At 52.8% G+C, this 15,918-nt stretch carries 15 protein-coding genes; 5 read left to right on the forward strand and 10 right to left on the reverse strand.

From position 1 onward, the window contains the following. Positions 1-5 precede the first annotated feature (5 nt). Complete coding sequence (rsmD, locus tag IE181_RS04670) at positions 6-569, reverse strand: 16S rRNA (guanine(966)-N(2))-methyltransferase RsmD (protein ID WP_191250374.1); 564 nt, start codon at positions 567-569, stop codon at positions 6-8. Continuing rightward, positions 566-1,609: a pseudouridine synthase gene (locus IE181_RS04675; protein WP_229819152.1), complete on the reverse strand. Its 1,044-nt coding sequence runs from the start codon at positions 1,607-1,609 to the stop codon at positions 566-568. The genes rsmD and IE181_RS04675 overlap by 4 nt, the downstream gene beginning before the upstream one ends. A gap of 82 nt (positions 1,610-1,691) precedes the next feature. Here IE181_RS04675 and IE181_RS04680 point away from each other — a divergent pair, with 82 nt between their 5' ends. From IE181_RS04680 to IE181_RS04690, 3 genes are read left to right on the forward strand one after another with little or no spacing between them, the layout of a single operon-like run. Then, positions 1,692-2,144 carry a nucleoside deaminase gene (locus tag IE181_RS04680; protein WP_191250376.1) on the forward strand — a complete coding sequence of 151 codons (453 nt, stop codon included), beginning with the start codon at positions 1,692-1,694 and terminating at the stop codon, positions 2,142-2,144. Between the two features lie 9 nt (positions 2,145-2,153). Beyond that, positions 2,154-3,494, forward strand: a complete 1,341-nt coding sequence (locus IE181_RS04685) for a mechanosensitive ion channel family protein (protein WP_191250377.1) — start codon at positions 2,154-2,156, stop codon at positions 3,492-3,494. Positions 3,495-3,518: 24 nt separating this feature from the next. Further along, positions 3,519-3,929 carry a hypothetical protein gene (locus tag IE181_RS04690; RefSeq protein WP_191250378.1) on the forward strand — a complete coding sequence of 137 codons (411 nt, stop codon included), beginning with the start codon at positions 3,519-3,521 and terminating at the stop codon, positions 3,927-3,929. A gap of 78 nt (positions 3,930-4,007) precedes the next feature. Here the strand turns inward: IE181_RS04690 and IE181_RS04695 are convergent, their stop codons facing one another. Beyond that, positions 4,008-4,859: a D-amino-acid transaminase gene (locus IE181_RS04695; protein WP_191250379.1), complete on the reverse strand. Its 852-nt coding sequence runs from the start codon at positions 4,857-4,859 to the stop codon at positions 4,008-4,010. A gap of 204 nt (positions 4,860-5,063) precedes the next feature. Between IE181_RS04695 and IE181_RS04700 the strand changes: the two genes are divergently transcribed. Then, positions 5,064-6,296 carry a threonine synthase gene (locus IE181_RS04700; protein WP_191250380.1) on the forward strand — a complete coding sequence of 411 codons (1,233 nt, stop codon included), beginning with the start codon at positions 5,064-5,066 and terminating at the stop codon, positions 6,294-6,296. A gap of 19 nt (positions 6,297-6,315) precedes the next feature. Continuing rightward, positions 6,316-8,931 (forward strand): M14 family zinc carboxypeptidase, encoded by a 2,616-nt coding sequence (locus tag IE181_RS04705; RefSeq protein ID WP_229819155.1) that lies wholly within the window; start codon positions 6,316-6,318, stop codon positions 8,929-8,931. Positions 8,932-9,036: 105 nt separating this feature from the next. On the opposite strand, the gene gcvA is transcribed toward IE181_RS04705, so the two are convergent. The 7 genes from gcvA to gloB all read right to left on the reverse strand — a co-directional run bounded on the left by gcvA (position 9,037) and on the right by gloB (position 15,872). Further along, positions 9,037-9,990, reverse strand: a complete 954-nt coding sequence (gene gcvA / locus IE181_RS04710) for a transcriptional regulator GcvA (RefSeq protein ID WP_191250381.1) — start codon at positions 9,988-9,990, stop codon at positions 9,037-9,039. A 93-nt stretch (positions 9,991-10,083) separates the two neighbouring features. After that, a complete protein-coding gene (locus IE181_RS04715) occupies positions 10,084-10,857 on the reverse strand; it encodes a phosphoadenylyl-sulfate reductase (protein WP_191250382.1) in 774 nt (257 codons plus the stop codon). Beyond that, positions 10,858-11,331 carry a DUF934 domain-containing protein gene (locus IE181_RS04720; protein ID WP_191250383.1) on the reverse strand — a complete coding sequence of 158 codons (474 nt, stop codon included), beginning with the start codon at positions 11,329-11,331 and terminating at the stop codon, positions 10,858-10,860. It abuts the gene before it with no gap. Next, positions 11,318-12,973, reverse strand: coding sequence for a nitrite/sulfite reductase (locus IE181_RS04725; RefSeq protein ID WP_191250384.1), 1,656 nt, complete (start codon positions 12,971-12,973; stop codon positions 11,318-11,320). Before IE181_RS04725 ends, IE181_RS04720 begins: the two co-directional genes overlap by 14 nt. Positions 12,974-13,000: 27 nt before the next feature. Next, positions 13,001-13,324: a DUF2849 domain-containing protein gene (locus tag IE181_RS04730; RefSeq protein WP_191250385.1), complete on the reverse strand. Its 324-nt coding sequence runs from the start codon at positions 13,322-13,324 to the stop codon at positions 13,001-13,003. A gap of 18 nt (positions 13,325-13,342) precedes the next feature. Continuing rightward, a complete protein-coding gene (gene cysG / locus IE181_RS04735; protein ID WP_191250386.1) occupies positions 13,343-14,755 on the reverse strand; it encodes a siroheme synthase CysG in 1,413 nt (470 codons plus the stop codon). Between the two features lie 352 nt (positions 14,756-15,107). Then, positions 15,108-15,872, reverse strand: a complete 765-nt coding sequence (gloB, locus tag IE181_RS04740; protein ID WP_191250387.1) for a hydroxyacylglutathione hydrolase — start codon at positions 15,870-15,872, stop codon at positions 15,108-15,110. Positions 15,873-15,918: the final 46 nt, after the last annotated feature.

A 15,918-nucleotide genomic window follows, 5' to 3' on the forward strand; every position in this document is an offset into this window, starting at 1 on the left:
CTGGTTTACTCTGTGTGCTGGGCGCGCTGGAGAAAAAGCATACGCTGCTGCCCTTGTGCGCGTTCGTCGATGATCGTCAGCGGGGCCGGGATATCGCTGGTGTCATCGGTAGCCAATTCGCAGATGATCAGGGTCGCGTCACCGATCCAGTTTTGCTCCAGCAGGTGTTCCAGTGTCGGGGTGACCAGATCCCGGCGGTAGGGTGGATCCATGAATATAATATCAAAAGGCTCGGACGCAGGCGGCAGGGATGTGGCCCGTGTGCGAAGCACCGTTGACGATGGTGCAGCGTCCAGTGCCTTGATATTACTTTCAAGACATTTCAGCGACTCGGAAGATTTTTCGACAAAAGTAACATGGTCAGCCCCGCGACTAAGGGCCTCTAACCCCATAGCGCCTGTGCCAGCGAAAAGGTCTGCGACTTTGGCGCCGTATAGATCGGGGTAGCGCGCATGCATCACCATGGAAAATACGCGCTCCCGCATGCGGTCAGTTGTTGGTCTGATATCCTGGCCGGTTGGAACAATCAGTTTACGGCCCCGATTTTTGCCAGCGATAATGCGGGTCATGACGATTCTTTAGGGCTTTGCGGGCGCTTCGGCGCAGTCCTTTTTGGCTTTGTACCCGCTTTTGTATTCAGGGTCAGCTTACCCTCTTTACGGCCGCGGCTGTCTTGTGCCGGTTTGGCATCAATGGGTTTGCCTTCGAGCCTCCTGCGCTGCTCTGCCTTGAACTTACGGCGTCTTTTGTCGCCGGGCTTCACCGCTTTCTTGGTTTTTGCCTTCGCCCATTTGCTGGTGTCGCGGGTTTTGCTGGGGGCAACAAGGCTGCTTTTTTCTTCGCGGAAAAAGGCAGCCAGCATATCATGCAATTGTTTGTTGCTGACCTCTGCGACGGCGCCGGGGTTCAGGGTGCCGATGGAAAACGGTCCATAGTGTGTCCGGATCAGACGGTTCACCGTCAGGCCAAGATGTTCCATAACCCGCCGAACTTCACGGTTTTTACCTTCTCTGATCGCGACAGAAAGCCAGCTATTGGCCGCGCCGCCCTGTTCCAGCACGGCATCAATGCTGCCGTAGTGAACGCCGTCGATCGTAACGCCGTCCTTCAGTTTTTTCAGATCATTTTCGCGGACATGACCGTACACACGTACCCGGTAGCGTCTAACGACTTCATTTTGCGGCAGTTCAAGCCAGCGTGCCAGTTCCCCGTCATTGGTCAGCAGGAGCAGGCCTTCTGTATTCATATCAAGGCGACCTACAGATATCACCCGGCCCAGTCGGTCAGGCAGTTGGTCAAAGACCGTTGGCCGCCCTTCCGGGTCTTTGTGGGTGGTCAGCGTGCCTTTGCGTTTATGCATCCGCCATAGGCGTGTATCGGAAACGCTGGCAATTTCGTTACCGTCAACAGTGATGCCTTTGAGGCTATCAACCAGCACAGCCGGGGTTTTCAGTATTTCACCGTTTACGGTAATCCGCCCATCGGTGATCATGCGTTCAATGTCACGACGGGAGCCTACGCCAGCGCGTGCGAGTGCCTTGGCGATACGTTCCCCTTTTGGGGCATCATCTTCGTGCAGTTCAGATTCTGTTTTATGTGTCTCTGTCATGGGGCGCACCATAATTGACAACGGCTTCAGATAAAACAGAAATCGTCTTGACCGGCCGGGAATTAATCAGCAGTCTCGGCACATGATTGATGATTTTCCCCATATGCGAACTGCCCTTGATCAGGCGGAAGCTGCCGCCCGGTCGGGCGAAGTGCCGGTGGGTGCTGTTCTTGTCGGCCCAGACGGCGCTGTTCTGGCCGCGGCACATAACCTTGTGGTGACGCAGCATGACCCGACAGCCCACGCGGAAATGCTGGTGATTAGGGAAGGAGCGCGCAAGTTGGGGTCAGAGCGCCTTGAAGGGTGCGATCTTTATGTCACGCTTGAACCGTGCGCCATGTGCGCACAGGCCATTGCCTTTGCCCGTATTCGCCGCGTGTATTACGGAGCAGAGGATGAGAAGGGTGGCGGGGTGACGGTGGGCGCCAGAATTTTCAATCAGAAAACCACGCATCATAGACCAGAGGTTATCGGTGGTATTCTGGACCGGCAGGCGGGTAAAATATTGAAAGACTTTTTTGCATCAAAGCGGTAGGGTACCAGCATGGATGATTTACTGACCACAATGCAGGTCTGGCTGGACCGATTTTGGCTCTGGGTTCTGGAAAATATTCTGGATACCGAGCGACTGGTTGAGCTTGGGATTATCATTGCAGCTATCCTGATTTCCAACATTACCTGTAGTTGGATCCATAGTGCGGTAATGCGGGCTTTTGGGGACAAGGAATGGGTTGCCAAGGCAGACAGGCGCTTCCTGCATCCGCTGATGTCAGCCACAATGGCGCTGATTCTGATCTGGACAACTGACCTGCTGATTGAACCCTATCTGGGGCCGCCAATCCTTCTCGATATGTCTATCAGCCTGTTTACGGCCTGGATTGTTATCAGGCTGGCTTTTGGGTTCTTTGCCAACCGGGAACTGGCACGCCTGATTTCGATGTTTGCCTGGGGTATTGCTGCGCTGAACATTGTCGGACTGCTGGAGCCGATTTCCTCGGTACTGGATCAGGCAACATTACCGATTGGGGAAACGCCGGTCAGCGCGCTTGATATTCTGGTGGGTATCTTCACCTTGATCGTGATGATCTGGATTGCATTCCTGCTAACCAGTCTGATTGAACGGCAGGTTAAAAACCTGGCCAGTGTGCCGCCAAGTGCAGCGGTTCTGATCGTCAAGGCGACCCGTATCATCCTGATTGCGGTTGCCTTCCTGGCATCCCTGAACGCCAGCGGGATTGACCTGACGGCGCTTGCTGTTTTCGGTGGTGCCCTCGGTGTTGGTATCGGTTTTGGCCTGCAGAAGGTTGTCGGTAACTTTATCTCGGGTCTTATTCTGTTGCTTGACCGGTCTATCAAACCAGGCGATGTGATTGAAACAGGCGGTACATACGGGACGATCAATCGGCTTGCGGCACGCTATACGTCTGTAATCACGCGGGATGGTACAGAGTTTCTGATCCCGAATGAGGATATGATTACGCAGCCGGTGACCAACTGGTCCCATACGCACCGTCTGGTCCGGCGACGCATCCCGGTACAGATCAGCTATCAAAGCAACGTCGAAGAAGCGATGGCATTGATGTGTGAGGCAGCGGCTGAGGAAAACCGTGTTTTGAAAACGCCGGAGCCGAAAACGTTAGTCAGGGGATTTGGCGCAGACGGGATTGATCTTGAGCTACGTATGTGGATTGATGATCCGCAGAACGGCGTTTCCAATATTGCCAGTGCGGTCATGTTGCGCATATGGCAGAAATTCAATGATGCAGATATCGAGTTCCCGTTCCCGCAGCGTGTTATTCATGTCAAACGGGATGACATTGATAAACTACTAACGGATGACATCATAAGTCACACAGCGAAGGACAAGGTCGGCGACACTGACTAAGACGGAAGAGAGGGGAGATCACTCATGTCGATTGGCAGATTTATCGGTGCTGTTGTTCTAAGTTATGTTCTGTTTGCAATACTATATATGATTGGCGGGATGTTCGTGTATGCGGACGCCATGGCTACCAATGCAGCGTTGATGCGGTCAATGGACGACCCGTTTATCGCTTTCTCTCATATCGGTCATTTGTTTCAGACGATGGTGCTGGTGTGGATATTTTTCAGCGGTTTTGACACGGCTGATGTCAAAAAAGGCGCCTTTTTTGGCCTGATGGTTGGTGTGTTTATGGCCGGCAGCAACATGGTCTGGATGGCCGGATTAAATCTGAACACGGCTCCACTCGTTCCCATGATCATCAATGATCTCGTGGCATTTTCCGCCGTTGGGGCCGTGCTTGCGAAGGTATTTGGCAAGCCTGCCGCAACTGATTGAACAAAAAGCCGGTTTTTGTAGGTACATTGATATTCTTTGCGGCAGGGCACCCTGCCGCATAGCGCTCGGTAAACGGTCTTAGCTATTCATAAAGTCCATGTAGGCATTGATCAGGCGCAGGGCAACAGGACCGGGCTTGCCGTCGCCGATCACGGTGTCATCAAACTGGATAACAGGCATGGCGCAGCTTGTTGTGCTGGTGATGAAAATTTCTGCGGCATCAGCGACTTCCAGCAGGCTGAATGCCCGCTCTTCCACTTTCATCTGATTTTCTTCCGCCAGTTCCATGACACACTGCCGGGTAATGCCTGGCAGGATATTGTCCTTCGTGGAACGGGTGACAAGCGTTCCGTCCTTGGTAACCATCCAGACATTGGTGCTGCTGCCTTCTGTGATCATGCCGTCTTTGTCAAACATAACGGCTTCAACTGACCCGGCTTCGCGTGCCGTTTGTTTTGCCAGAACATTCGGCAGTAGAGAAATGGATTTAATATCACACCGGTCCCAGCGGATATCGGGCACAGAAGTTACTTTAATGCCTGACTGGGCTTTTTTGTAGACGGCATCATAGCTCAGGCGTTTTGCTGTCATAACAAGTGCTGGACGTGTGAAAGACGGGAAAGCGTGATCTCGCCGCGCAACACCGCGTGTTACCTGGATATAGACAATACCTTCCAGGATACGGTTCTGTCGCACAACTTCTTTGAGCACCACTTCCATGGGGGCTCGTGCCATCGGGGCTGCGATCTGCAGTTCTTCCATCGACCGCCACAGACGGTCCAGATGCCGCGCACCGTCAATCAACTTGCCATTCTTGATGGCAGCAACTTCATAGACGCCGTCTGAAAATTGGTATCCGCGATCCTCGATATGGACGTAAGCTTCGTCATGAGGAACGTAGGAACCGTTCACATAAGCTATTCTGGACATGTCTATTCTCCATGCTGGGCAATCATCAGTCCCAATAGGCTGAAACGGGGTACACAATCAAGCGCAAAGACGTTGGACCACATTTGTATATTGTTCCATAAACAGAGGTTATGCCTGTCTTTTAAATAGTCTGACGGGGCCTTTCTTCCTTGAATTGATCTGATACTCTACACCAAAATACAGATGGGTGATTAGGAGTATAGTATGACTAGGGAATTTAATACCTTTGTTACGCACTTAGAGTGTGGGCTGACCGGAGAAACGGATTATCAGGCCGGGGTTGTTCACGGCTTGTCGCGCGCAGGGCGGCCACTGTTGGTGCGATATGATCTGGATGGTATCAAGGCACATGTAGACCGTGACGAAATCGGCAGTCGTCCGGGCGGCTTTTGGAAATGGCGGGAACTTTTGCCGGTTACCAAAACTGAAAATGTGATCGCGCTTGGCGAAGAAGATACGCCCCTTATTGAGATGCCGACGGTGGCACGGGACCACGGTGTAACGGGTTCTATCATTGTGAAGGATGAAGGACGCCTGCCGACCGGTAGTTTCAAGGCACGTGGTCTGGCCCTTGCAGTATCGATGGCAAAGGAGTTTGGTCTGACCAAACTGGCCATGCCAACAAATGGTAATGCGGGTGCAGCTATGGCCGCTTACGCGACACGTGCGGGAATGGAGACATTCATTTTCTGTCCCGATGATACACCTGATTCCAATGTCTGCGAAATCAGTCTGCAGGGTGGCAAGGTCTGGCGCGTTAATGGCTTGATCAATGACTGCGGTAAAATTGTCGGGGACGGCAAGGAATCTGTTGGCTGGTTTGATGTTTCAACGCTGAAAGAGCCTTACAGGATTGAAGGCAAGAAAACCATGGGGCTGGAACTTGCCGCGCAAATGAACTGGACGCTGCCGGATGCAATTTTCTATCCCACTGGTGGCGGCACCGGGCTGATTGGCATGTGGAAAGCATTTCATGAAATGAAGGAAATGGGCTGGATTGATGGACCGCTTCCAAAGATGATTGCTGTGCAGGCCACAGGATGCGCCCCGATCGTGAAGGCATATGACGAAGGCAAGCGCCACGCAGAATTATGGCAGGATGCCCATACTTACGCTGCGGGTATACGGGTGCCGGTTGCTGTTGGGGACTTTTTGATATTGGATGCAGTTCGCCAATCTGGCGGATGGGCTGTTGCAGTGGATGATGACGCAATCGAAGAAGCGCGCCAGGAGGCCGGACATAAGGAAGGCTTGCTGATTTGCCCCGAAGGGGCAGCGACCTTTGCTGCGTATAAAAAGGCACTTGCCGAGGGGCAGATTGGCAAAGATGCAAATGTTGTACTGTTTAACTGTGGTAACGGGCTGAAGTACCCGATGCCTGATTTGGCGGGGTCATTAGACCGTCACCAGCCAATCAAGTACGAAGATTTTAAATAAACTATACTGGAGGGACTTTATGAAGTTTGTAAAATCACTTGCCACCGGGGCGGCCATGTTGCTTGCTTCGACGGCTATTAATTCTGCTTATGCGGAATCGCTCGACTATTATATGGTCGACGGCGTTACGTATAACAATGCTATTACCAAGCCTGCCGACATTCTGGGGCACGATATTGGGGACCAGCCTTCCCGCCATGATTTGATGGTGCGTTTCATTGAAACAGTTGCTGCGCAAAGTGACCGGATGACGATCGAGACGATTGGCTACAGCCATGAAAATCGTCCGATCCTGACATTGATTGTCACGCATCCAGATAACCATGCACGTATCGACGAGATCCGTGCGGCGCATCTTAAGCGCACAAGCGCTGCGACAGCGGCTGAAGCATCAGACGATCTGCCAGTTATTACATGGCTGAATTATGGTGTTCACGGCGCAGAAGCAAGCGGCATGGAAGCGGCTATTCCTACTGTGTATCACCTTGCGGCTGCACAAGGTGCCGAGATTGAAGAGGATCTGAAGAACAGTGTTGTTGTACTGACAGCGGTCTTTAACCCGGACGGGCATTCCCGTCGTGCCAATTGGATTACGTCATACGGTTCTGATGTTGTTATCACAGACCCGGATCACGAAATGCATAACCACCGCTGGCCTGGTGGCCGGACAAACCATTACTGGTTTGACCTGAACCGTCAGTGGCTTTTGCAGAGCCAGCCTGAAAGCCGTGCCTGGTTGACCCAGTGGCATAAATGGAAGCCGGAAGTAACGGTCGACTATCACGAGATGGGTCGCAACGCGACATACTATTTCCACCCTGGTGTACCGACGCGTAAATATCCTCTGATCCCAAGCAAGGGCCGGGAGCTTCTTTATGAACTCGCTGGGTACCATTCTGAGTGGCTTGACAGTGAAAAGCAGCTGTATTTCACGGAAGAAGGCTATGATAACTTCTATGTTGGTAAAGGGTCCACATATCCGCAGGTAAACGGTGGTTTGGGTGTTCTGTTTGAAGCGGGCGCACAGATGGGTATCGCTGCGGAAAGTGATCAGGGCGTGAAAACATACGCGCGGAATATCCGTGACCATTTCCGTACCAGCCTGACATCCATTGCCGGTGCGGCGGACATGCGCGAAAAATTGCATGCGTATCAGCGCGACTTCTTCCTGTCAGCGCAAGACCTTGCAAAAGAAGATAAAGTTAAAGGCTATGTATTCCGTGCGCCGGAAGATCCGGAGCGGATGAATATGTTCCTTGATCTTCTGAAACGGCACCATATTGATACCTACCGTGTGAAAGGTAGCATCAAGGCTGACGGTAAAACCTACGGCGATGAGAGCTATATCGTTCCGCTGGCACAGGACCAGTACCGGATGGCGAAGTCCATGTTTAACAAGATCACAGAATTCCCTGACCGGGTATTTTATGATGTATCTGGATGGACGCTTCCTGCTGCATACGGTCTGGATTTTGCCGAAGTAACGGGCAGTGTCTCTGCTAAACTGGGTGACGCGGCAGAAATCACGCGCGTTGCAAGTGTGCCTGAGCGTGCACCCTATGCCTATGTTTTCCGTTGGTCAGACTATTATGCACCGCGTGCGCTGAACCGTTTGCTGCAGGCAGGCATCATGGCGCGTGTTGCGATCGAACCGATGGAAGTTGCAACAACAAATGGCGTCGTCAAGCTTGACCGTGGCGGTATCATCGTGTCGCAGGACCGTCAGACCGTATCCAATGATGATATCTATGATGTGATCAAAACCATTGCTGCGGAAGACGGCATTACAGTGCATGCAGCCACATCTGGTCGTACGCTGACGCCGGGCACGGACCTTGGCGGCCGCAATAATGTGCGGGACCTGAAGGCACCGCATGTGCTTCTGGTGACCGGTCCTGGCGTTGCAGTCAGCGATGCTGGCGAAGTATGGCACTTGCTTGACCATAAGATGAAGGTGCCTGTGTCTCTGGTTCGTAAAGAGCGCCTTTCCAGCCTGAAAGATATGGGCCGTTATACGCATATCGTTCTGGTGGGTGGCTATAACCTGAATCTGGACAAATCCTTCACTGCAGACCTGAAAGATTGGGTCAAGGATGGCGGTACCATTATTGGCCACCGTCAGGGTGCACAGTGGATTGCCCAAAATGTTGTCGGTGTGAAGAAAGACGACAAAAAGGATGATTCATCCAAGCCCGTGCGTCTGACATACGCTGACAAGGGCCAAAACGATGCCCGTCATGTTGTTGGTGGCGCCGTGTTCGCAAGTAATCTTGATATTACGCACCCAATGGGCTTTGGCTATGTCCGTGATGAAGTATACACGCACCGTAACACGACACTGACACTGCCGGTTCCAAAAGATCCGTATGCACAGGTTGCAGTCTACGGCGAAGCTCCGCTTGTATCCGGGTATGTTTCCGATAAACGTCTGGGCGAAATCAAAGGCACGCCAATGATGACCGCTGAGCGTCTTGGACGCGGGTCTGTGATCCTTTTTGCGGATAACCCTGCCTTCCGGTCCACATACATCGGCGCAGAGAAGATGTTCATGAATGCTATCTTCATGTCCAAAGTCTTCCTGAAGGCGCGTGGCCCTGGCGATGAAGAAGAAATGGAAATGGAAGCCGAAGAATAGGCTTCCTGACAACAACATAAAAAGAAGGGGCCAAGGCCCCTTTTTCTTTGTGTCGGCAAAGCTGGATCCCAGCGCTTGTTTACAGCGCTTGATTGCAGCTCTTAATTACAGGGCGCTCACATCTTCGCCGGGTTCAAGGGACACACAGGATTCGTCAGTGTCTGCCGCCTCTGCCACCAGCCAGTCGATGAAATCAAGAACGCGTTCGCTTTTGATTTTCTCTGCCGGGCTGACAATATGGTGGGCAAAGCCTACCGGCATAACTTCATCAAATAATTTCACCAGTCGTCCGGCTTTCAGATCCTCTTCCGCGATGGCAGAGCGCGCCAGTGCAACGCCGCGACCTGCGACAGCGGCTTCAATCGCCAGGGAATGGGTGTTGAAATGCAGGGCCGGCAGGCCTTCCTCGATATTCACGCCGGCGGCCCGCAGCCACATAGACCAGTTTGGGGCGCTGTCATCGTCAGAGAAACTGTCGTCGTGAATAAGAGTGTGGGCCTTCAAGTCTGCCGGTTTTTTAATCGGCTTGCTGCTTTCCAGCAGTTCCGGGCTGCACACCGGGAAAACGGTTTCCCTGAGAATCTCGATCACCTCTAGGCCAGGGTATTTTCCGCTACCATAACGAATCGCCAGATCAATATCCTCGACATTGAAATCGGTCAGCGACATGGTGGCAGAAATTTTGACAATGGCATCCGGACGGCGTTCATAATAACTGGCCAGTCTAGGCACAAGCCATTTGCTGGCGAACGACGGCGACACACTGACTTTGATCACATTATGGGATTTGCTCTGTGTCAGTATATCGACGGCTTCTTCCATTTTCTCGAAGCCTTCCTTCAGGGCAGCAAGAGACAATTGTGCTGCTTCTGTCAGGATAAGAGACCGGTTTGTCCGTCTGAACAGCTCCACGCCCAGAATATCTTCCAGTGATCTGATCTGCTGGCTGATGGCCGCAGGGGTCACGGACAAATCATCTGCGGCTTTCTTGAAGCTCATGTGGCGCGCTGCTGCATCAAAGGCGCGCAGGGCATTCAGGGGTAACAAAGACCGTTTCATGACGTTTCCTTACAGTCATACAATGTGGGGATAGTATCGGCCCCGGCGTATGTTTGCCAATATCAAATTTATATTGTTTGAAAGACGGGTGTCCTATAGCTCGCTCGATTGGTGGCTGGCAAGTCGGGCATTTTCTGCAAAAGACAGGTGAATACCGCATTCGGTTTTTGCGCTGCCGCGCCAGCGGCCAGCCCTGCTGTCTTCGCCTTCTGTTACCCGGTCGGTACAGGGCATACAGCCGATCGACGCGAACCCTTCTGCCACCAATGGGTGTTGGGGCAAGTCATGCTTTTCCCGGTAGGACTGAACATCTGCAGGGGACCAGCGCGCGAGCGGATTGATTTTTATTTTACCGTCACTGATCTCAAAGTGGGGCAGGCGTGCACGGTCGCCGCCCTGAAATCTTTTGCGACCAGACGCCCAGCCATCAAATGGTGCGATGGCTTTTTTCAGCGGCACAACTTTGCGAATGAAGCAGCAACCACTGGTATTGCGTGTCCAAAGTGCACCTTTGGGGTCGTGCTGCGCGATGTCGTCTTCGTCAGGTGTTAGCGTCATGACCGATTGTAACCCGAGCTGGGTTGTCAACTGGTCCCGGTAGCGCTTGGTCTCCCCGAACAGTTTGCCCGTATCCAGAAACAGTACGGGAATGTCCTGCGAAACGTCCGCCACCAAATGCAATAGAATGGCTGATTCTGCGCCAAAGGAAGACACAACAGCGAACCTCTTCCCCAGACGGCGATATGCCTCTGTGATCACGGTTTGCGCACTAGCGTCTCCAAACCGCGCTTCCAGCTCTGCGGCAAGAACCGTCAGGTCTTTGCCCGCAGAGGCAGCAAAGTCGGATTTTGGCAGTGGCGCAGTCATTTAAGATGCCTTTCGCTCCCGCTGGGAAGGCCCATGGCGGGTATGGGCAACGGATGTGTTGCCGGTATAGTCAGTTTGGTAAAAGGCAGTGAATCGGCCCGCTGCTTTCTGGAACGCAGCCGCGCGTGCATCATCGGTATCCACACTGTCAAAGCCCGCACGCAGAAGAAACTGCGCCTGATCCGGGATCACCGGACCGGTGGCGCGCAGCTCGCCCGTGAAGTTAAAGTCCTTACGCAGGCGCACAGCCAGACTAAAGCCGCGCCCGTCGCCAAAGGCAGGGAAGTCGATGGCGATCAGGTCTGCCTTTTCAATCAGTTCCGGGTCGAGGTCTGAATAGGCTGTTTCTGTCGTCAGAATCAATCCATACGGCGCGTTCTTGCCCGCTAGCTCCTGTGCAGCTTCAGGTGACTGGTCAAATACGGTCAGTGCCACATCGGACAGGGCCCGTCCTGTTAAATTAATGCGCTTCATATACCGCCTCCTTGAATGGGTCTGCGCCAATACGGCGATATGTTTCTAGAAACTTTTCACCGTCCTGACGTTCGCCCAGATAGACAGCAACAACAGTTTCCACGGCATCAACAATGCCGTTTTCGTCAAATCCCGGGCCTAAAATCTGGGCTTTGCTGGCGTCTTCGGCACCGCTACCACCCAGTAGAAGCTGATAGACTTCTTCGCCCTTACGGTCGACACCGAGGATACCAATATGGCCTGCGTGGTGGTGGCCACAGCTATTGATACAGCCAGAGATTTTCACCTTCAGTTCGCCGATGTCCTGCAGGCGGGTAATGTCATCAAACCTTTTGGCCAGATTTTGGGCAATCGGGATCGAGCGGGCATTGGCCAGGGCACAGTAATCAAGTCCAGGGCAAGCGATAATGTCAGAGATCAAACCAACATTGGCCGTGCCAAGACCGCTACGGGACAAGGCTTCATACAGTTCTGGTAAATCGCGGCGTGCAACATGCGGCAGGATCAGGTTTTGTTCGTGACTGACACGAATTTCGCCCAGGCTATATGTGTCAGCAAGGTCAGCAACCAAATCCATCTGCGCGTCGGTCGCATCGCCGGGGATGCCGCCGTGCGGCTTAAGCGAGATGGTTACATTGACATGGCCTGGCACCTTGTGTGGACGCACGTTGTTTTTTAAGAACGCATGAAACAGAAAGTTGTTGGCAGCCAGTTCATCTACAGCCGGGTCCTGTTCGGGCAGCACCTCCAGTGGGGGTGGCGCGAAGAAGGCTTCGATCCGTTTGATTTCGGCTTCCGGGACATCAATTGGATGGTGTCTGGTTGTCTGCCATTCTTTTTCAACCAGGTCGGCAAAGGTATCGGAACCCAGTGCCTCAACCAGGATTTTGATCCGAGCCTTATATTTATTGTCACGGCGGCCCTGTTCGTTATAGACGCGCAGAATAGCCTCCAGATAACCAAGAAGATCGGCCTCGGGGATGAAGTCGCGAATGGTTTTGGCGATAACCGGTGTACGGCCCATGCCGCCACCGACCAAGACTTCAAAGCCGATGTCGCCGGCGTCATTCTTGCGCACAACAAGGCCAATATCATGCCATTTAACCGCTGCCCGGTCAGACGGGGCACCAGTGATGGCGATTTTGAATTTGCGCGGCAGGAACGAAAATTCCGGATGGAACGTTGACCACTGTCTGATCAGTTCTGCATAGGGGCGCGGGTCCGCAATTTCGTCAGCAGTTGCGCCGGAAAACTGATCCGTGGTGACATTGCGAATGCAGTTACCACTGGTTTGGATTGCGTGCATTTCCACGTCAGCCAGATCAAGTAGAATATCAGGTGTGTCCACAAGTTTTGGCCAGTTATACTGAATATTCTGGCGTGTGGTGAAATGACCGTAGCCTTTATCGTATTTACGGGCAATCAGGGCAAGGCGGCGCATCTGAACCGATGACAGCGTACCGTAAGGAATTGCCACACGCAGCATATAGGCATGCAGCTGCAGATACAGGCCATTCATCAGCCTAAGCGGCCGAAATTCTTCTTCCGTCAGTTCGCCGGACAGGCGTCTGTTCACCTGATCGCGAAATTCTTCAACGCGGGTGTTAACTATCTCTTTGTCGTAGGGGTCGTAAGCGTACATCTTTAAAACTCTCTATCCTTTGGGGCCTTAACGGCGTTCCCAGTCTGGAGAAACCTGATAGCCTAAATCAGGGCGCACGCTTGGGCCTTTGGCCTGCATGACATGCTTGATATGGGCTGGGTAATAATGGTCGTCTTTTTGCTCTGCCGGGATAAACACAGGGTCAATGACGTTATTAGCGTCGGCAAAGGCACGTGCTTTTGCCATCAAGGCATCCAGACCGTCCCCTTCGGCGACATCCGCCAGTGCAGGTTCTGCGTGCCAGGCACCGTCCCGTCCGAAAAACAGCGCACGGCCTTCGCGCAGGCAATTCGCCAAAATCATCTGTGGGCCAACAGGTTTCTTTGCCATTGTTATTATCCTTTTGCCTTAGGCCGTTTGCGCAAGTGGCGCATCAGCCGGAATATTGAGGTCAGCCGCATTTCGGACCACGTCACCAATCAACAGAAGTGCCGGGCTTTTGACTGCATTCTCTGAAATCAGGTCGGGCAGATTTTCCAGCGTACCGTAAAAGCGGCGTTCATTCGCACGGGTGCCGTTTTCCACTACTGCAACCGGGGTTTTTGCGTTCACACCTTCAGAGATCAATCCGGTCGACAGCTCTGGCGCGGTGCGAATGCCCATGTATATGCCGAGGGTGCGACCGTCGCCTGCCAGACTTGCCCAGTCAGAGAAACTGCGGTCTTTCAGGCGACCGGTCACGAGGGTGACCCCCGCGGAATAGTCGCGGTCGGTCAAGGGAATTTGAGTGCGGGCTGCAATACCGCTCAGGGCTGTGATGCCTGGAATAACATCTACGGCAATATCATGTGCACGCAGGGCTGCCAGCTCTTCGCTTGCACGGGCAAACAGCATGGGGTCGCCGCCTTTTAAGCGTACCACGCGGCGTCCGGCCAGGGCATGCTCAATCATCAGGGCATGAATGCCTTCCTGGCCAATACCGTGGTCGCCTTCACGCTTGCCAACGAACAGTAGCTCCGCATCCCGCCGTGCAAGTGCCAGAACATCGCGGCTTACAAGCCGGTCATAAATGATGACGTCAGCCTGTTGCAGGGCGCGGTGCGCCTTGATTGTTAGAAGATCAGGATCACCGGGGCCTGCGCCGACAAGCTGTACCTGGCCCGACGTGGGGACATGACGGTGTTTGTGGGCAGCACTGATCAGTGCGGCTTTCACCGTGTCGAGATCGAGATCGGCATAGCTGCCCGCATGATCGAAAACCGAATCCCAAAATAACCGACGGCTGGTGGCGTCAGGAATGATGCCTTTGATCACAGACCGTGTTTCGCCCGATGCCTTGGCCAGGATGCCAAGGGATGGGGGGATCTCCCGCTCAAGGGTGCTTCTGAGGCGGCGGACAAAAACCGGGGCATCCCCACCGGATGAAATGGCTGCCTGCAGGGGACCGCGCTGGAACTGCGCCGGTGTTGTGAATGTGCTTTTGGCGGGCTTGTCGACTACATTTGTAGGCAACGCCCTGTTGGTAGCAAGCCGGGCAATGCGTTCTTCTGCCAGTTCATCATTGGTTGCGATATAAACCAGTGTTTTGCCGTTCAGGTCATCTTCACCGAAGGGTCTGTCATGAATGATCAGATTGTCACGCCCTGTCTGGTTCCCTGATAGGCCTGCGGCATCAATGGCGGTAGATGCATCAGGGGCAATAACTGTAACGCGTGCACCCGTAGCAGAAACAAGGGCAAGTTTCGCCATTGCTGCTGCTGTCGATCCAACAATCAGAATATGATTTTTATTGGCCGTTAAAAAAACGGGAATACTGGTCATTGGTCGCTCCTCGCTGCTCGTAACCTCGGGTATCGTGAAGTGCATTAGGTGATCTAATGCGTCCGACCCTTTACATATTGAGGTGAGGAGGAGTCTTCAAACGAGAAGAAATGTCTTTAAAGAATAGAAAAATTTACCAATATAAAGGAATTTATAGTCAAAAATTCTCTTATAATTTCTATTATATCGCAAAAATTAGAAATTAATTCCTAATTATCCAGCATTGAGAAAATCAAAACCGGAAAAGAAGCCTGCGTTTAAAAATCAAAAACCAGCAAGAGTTTGGGTGCCTGGGGCGTAAGAAAAACTATTCATACAGTCATCACATGTATGTGACAGGCGGCAGGTGTTTTTAAAAGATGTCCTTACGGGCCCGTATTTCCGTAAAAACAGCCACAGGGTCTGCGTCCGGCATGGCGACGGCAGATTGCAAAACAGGATCATCCGCCCGCAGGAAAGGATTTGTACGGCGTTCATCACCCAGCCGGGAAGGTACTGTTGCCATGCCTTTCTCTCTGGCAGTTTTGACCTTTTCCATCCGGTCAAGCAGGGCCGGATTGTTCGGTTCAAGCGACAGGGCAAACAAGCCGTTCGCCAGTGTATATTCGTGGGCACAGCAGACGAGCGTGTCATCCGGCATGTCCCGGAATTTCTGAAGGGATGTCCACATCTGCTCTGGTGTACCTTCAAACAGTCGTCCGCAGCCCATGGCAAACAGGGTGTCGCCGCAAAACAGCGCGTTTGACACCGGATCAAAATAGGCAATATGGCCCTTGGTATGGCCGGGGACATCAAACACCTGCAGGGCATTGCCGCATACGTGCACTGTATCACCGTCGCTGACAGGGATATCAATGCCGGGAATGCGGTCCTGATCTGCAGCGGGGCCAATAATATGGACATTATAGCGGGATTTCAGATCAAGATTGGCACCGACATGATCAAAATGATGATGGGTGTTCAAGATGTGTGACAGGGACCAGCCGCGTTCCTCAAGGACGTCAATAACAGGGTCGGCGACCGCAGGGTCAACCACGGCTACTTCGTCGCTGCTTTCATCATGAATAAGATAAATATAGTTATCTGTTAAAACCGGTATCTGAAGTATTTCCAGCATAAATGCCCTCTTAGCGCCTGAGTGGTGCCTTTTACAGAATCTATTA

This window comes from Kordiimonas sediminis, assembly GCF_014656395.1.
Lineage (GTDB): Bacteria > Pseudomonadota > Alphaproteobacteria > Sphingomonadales > Kordiimonadaceae > Kordiimonas_A > Kordiimonas_A sediminis.